The sequence below is a fragment of the Pseudomonas sp. HY2-MNA-CIBAN-0224 genome (assembly GCF_040310285.1).
GTDB classification, from domain to species: Bacteria; Pseudomonadota; Gammaproteobacteria; order Pseudomonadales; family Pseudomonadaceae; genus Aquipseudomonas; species Aquipseudomonas helleri.
Genome location: NZ_JBEOPQ010000282.1, coordinates 1 through 342, shown reverse-complemented (window position 1 = coordinate 342; position 342 = coordinate 1). Strand labels below are relative to the sequence as shown.

The following is a 342-nucleotide window of genomic DNA, read 5'->3' as shown; positions in this document are numbered from 1 at the left end:
GAGCAATACCATGTGCCGCTATTGGGACAACTGCCGCTTGCCAGTGGTATTCGTGCACAAGGAGATAAAGGTGAACCAAGTGTTTTGGCAGATGATGAGTTTGCGCCGTACTATCTAAACATTGCTAAAAATATCGAAGCCAATATTAGTAAGTTTGCAAAGCCTGTCGATGATAAGCGTATTTTTTAATGGTTTTCTAATGGCTCTTAATAGTGCTAATGGCTTTTATTAATAGCAAAATAGCCTAAGCATATAAAGTTTGAAAGGCTTGAATTTTAAACGGGGAATAGTATGAGCTTATTGATTTATCAACGTCATTTAGATGATACTCCAAAGCAATAC

General features: G+C 37.1%; 1 pseudogene. It reads left to right on the top strand.

Features of this window, described 5'->3' with window-relative positions:
- A pseudogene (locus AAEZ03_RS26405) lies at positions 1-189 on the top strand (hypothetical protein); the annotation flags it as partial.
- Positions 190-342 lie beyond the last annotated feature (153 nt).